Source organism: Roseateles sp., from assembly GCF_031397715.1.
Taxonomy (GTDB): domain Bacteria; phylum Pseudomonadota; class Gammaproteobacteria; order Burkholderiales; family Burkholderiaceae_C; genus Paucibacter_A.
Genome location: NZ_JANNMI010000493.1, coordinates 1 through 2,944, shown reverse-complemented (window position 1 = coordinate 2,944; position 2,944 = coordinate 1). Strand labels below are relative to the sequence as shown.

General features: G+C 61.3%; 3 protein-coding genes. 2 read left to right on the top strand and 1 reads right to left on the bottom strand.

The genetic code is table 11. From position 1 onward, the window contains the following. Positions 1–785 (top strand): acetyl-CoA hydrolase/transferase family protein (locus tag RMO57_RS21915; protein ID WP_310390316.1); only part of this gene is annotated, 785 nt, incomplete at its 5' end. A gap of 9 nt (positions 786–794) precedes the next feature. Here the strand turns inward: RMO57_RS21915 and RMO57_RS21910 are convergent. Next, a complete protein-coding gene (locus RMO57_RS21910; protein WP_310390314.1) occupies positions 795–1,250 on the bottom strand; it encodes a DUF3224 domain-containing protein in 456 nt (151 codons plus the stop codon). A 307-nt stretch (positions 1,251–1,557) separates the two neighbouring features. On the opposite strand from RMO57_RS21910, the gene RMO57_RS21905 reads away from it, so the two are divergent. Beyond that, on the top strand, positions 1,558–2,944 hold a 1,387-nt coding region (locus RMO57_RS21905), incomplete at its 3' end, for a transporter substrate-binding domain-containing protein (RefSeq protein WP_310390312.1).

The window sequence follows — 2,944 nt, the reverse complement described above, 5'->3', positions numbered from 1 at the left end:
CGCAGGTGAGCGCGCTGGTCGAAAGCGACGACCCGGTGATGGAGGTCGGCCTGCCGCGCATCGGGCCGGTGCAGGAAGCCATCGGCCGCTACGTGGCCGAGATGATCGACGACGGCTCGACGCTGCAGATCGGCTATGGCGGCATTCCCGACGCGGTGGTGATGCAGCTCAGCGCCAAGCATGATTTGGGCGTGCACACCGAGATGATTGGCGACGGCATTCTGAGCCTGGTCGAATGCGGCGCGGTCACCAACCGGCGCAAAAACTATCTGCCGGGCAAGATGGTGGCGACGTTTGCACTTGGCTCGCAAAAGCTCTACCGCTTTATGGATCGCAATCCGGGCCTGGAGATGCATCCGGTCGATTTCACCAATGACCCCTATCTGGCCGGCCAGAACGACAAGCTGTGCGCCATCAACGCGACGCTGCAGATCGATCTTTTGGGTCAGTGCGGCTCGGAGTCGCTGGGCCCCACGCCCTACTCAGGCACCGGCGGGCAGAGCGACTTTGTGCGCGCCGCCAACCGCTCCAAAGGCGGCAAGGCCTTCATCGTGCTGCCGTCCACCGCCAAAGGGGACAGCATCAGCCGCATCGTGCCGACGCTCACGCCGGGCACCCATATGAGCACCAGCAAGAACGACATCAACTATGTGGTCAGCGAGTTCGGTGTGGCCCAGCTGCGCGGCAAGTCGGCCAAGCAGCGGGCGCAGGAGCTGATCGCGATCGCGCATCCAGACTTCCGCGCCGAGCTGCGCGAGGCGGCAAGGGCGATCAATCTGCTCTAGGCCTAACCCTCAACTAAGGCGGTAGTTCAACTCGTAGAAATGCGCACCGGCCTCGATGCGTATCAGCAGGTCGCCGCTGATGCCGGCCAGCTCACCTAGGCCCGAGCCCGGCACGACGCTGACGCGCAGGTCTTGCTTGCCAGCGCTCATCAGCCCCAGGTGAGCCATTGCAAAGCTGCCCTTGCGGCCCTGCAACTGGCCAACAAAAGACTCCAGCGCGGTGTAGGCCGCTTCACCGACTTGCGGTTGGCCGGCGAATTGCATCTCGCCAATGGCGCTGCCCGTCAGGTCGCCACTGAACTGCTTGCTCATGCTGCGCTTGAACAGCGCAGCCCCAGCGGCCGGGCTGCTCAGCGCCTGCGGCGGGTCAATCTTGACCTCAAAGCTGCCTTTCGCGGTGGCTGTGGCTGTGGCTGTGGGGGTAGGGTTTGCCACCGGAGCGGTGGCTTGGGCATTTGCATTCATTGATTGACTCCACATGGTGAGCAGGCCGCCGAGGCTGGCCAGCAGGGTGCGACGTTGGACAGGGTTCTGGTTCATCATCATCGCTATTTTTATCAAGTGATCCCACATCATCGATGCTGCTTGGCGCAGCGCCCTGTGCGCGGCCAATAAATATCTGGCGCTTGGCCAATTCACCGGGCAAACCCTGGCGAAGTAGCGACAAATGCCGGTCACCTAGCGTTGAGAATGAGCAGTGGGTAAATCGGTTTTGGCCGGTTGACGGTGCAGCTTCGCACCCGCATCGAAGAACTGAAGGGGAGGCACAGCCTTGCTTGGTCTGCGGCGAATATTCTGCATCTGCCTGGGGCTGCTGCTGTGCAGCCTGGCCTGGGCTCAAGCATCGGCCGCGGCAGCTGCGGCCAATGGCGGGGTGCCGCTGGATGCGGCTCAGCGTGCCTGGATCTCCGCGCACAAAGAGCGGCAGTTCAGCGTCGGCTTCGATCCTGTCGCGGGCCTGGATAGCTTCGAGTTTCAAGGCCGCCGGATTGGGCTCTTGCCGGCCTTGCTGAGCGATATGCAGGTGCAACTGGGCCTGCGCCTGGTCGCTGCCGATGTGAAGAACTGGGACGATGCTTACAGCCGCTTCCTGGCCGGCAAGATCGACCTGCTCTATGGCGCTAACCCGACGCCTGAGCGTGAGAAGGTCATGCACTTCACCCAGGCGGCGCAGAAATACCCCTACGTGGTGTTTGCCCGCAAGGACTCGCTGGTGCAGACCCTGGGTGATCTGGACGGCAAGCCGGTGGGCTTTCTGGCCAATGATTTCGTGATCCAGCAACTGCCCACCGAGTTCCCCAACATCCATTTTCAGGTGGCCAGCTTTGATGACCAGCGCGCGGGACTGAAGGCCTTGGCGGCCGGTGAGGTGGACGGCTTTGTGACGGCCGGCGGCGGCATCGAGTATGAGTTCTTGAGCGACTTCCCCGACCTTACCCGGGTGGCAGAGCTGAAGGCAATCACTTCGGACATGACCTTCGCGGTGGCCAAAGACCGCTTCATCCTGGCCCAGATCATCGACCGCTATCTGGACCATCGCCGGCTCATCATCCAGACCCTGGCCCGCGATGCCCGCCGCAGCTATAACCGCAAGGTCTTGCGCTTCAGTGATGCCGAGTTGAGCTGGTTGACGCAAAACGGCGAGGCGGTCGTGGGTGTGGCCGAAGACTATCTGCCCTTCGACTACTTTGATAAAGGCGAGTACAAGGGTATTGCCGGCGTAACGCTCGGCCGCATCGGTGAGTTGATAGGCCTACGTTTCAAGGTCGTCAGCGGATCGTTCGCCAAGATGTTGGAGCGCGCGCAGGCGGGCGATGTCCATGTACTTAATCTGGCCAAGACCGATGACCGCCAAAAGCACTTTCTTTTTCCACGCGCCATCAGCACCGAGCGCGACATCATTGTCGGGCTCAAGAGCAGCCCGCCGGTGCAGGATGTTTACGGCCTGGATGGCCGGAGCGTGGCCGTCATCGATGGCTTCTGGCATGAGGAGTACCTGCGTAAAAATTTGAAGAATCCTCATATCGTCAAGACCGCAGACATCATGGAATCCTTGCATTTGCTGCGTGCCGGCAAGGTCGATTACCTGATTGAAAATCCGACTGTGGTCGAGTTCTATATCAATGGCCTTGGCTATACCGATCTGGTCAAGCGCGGCA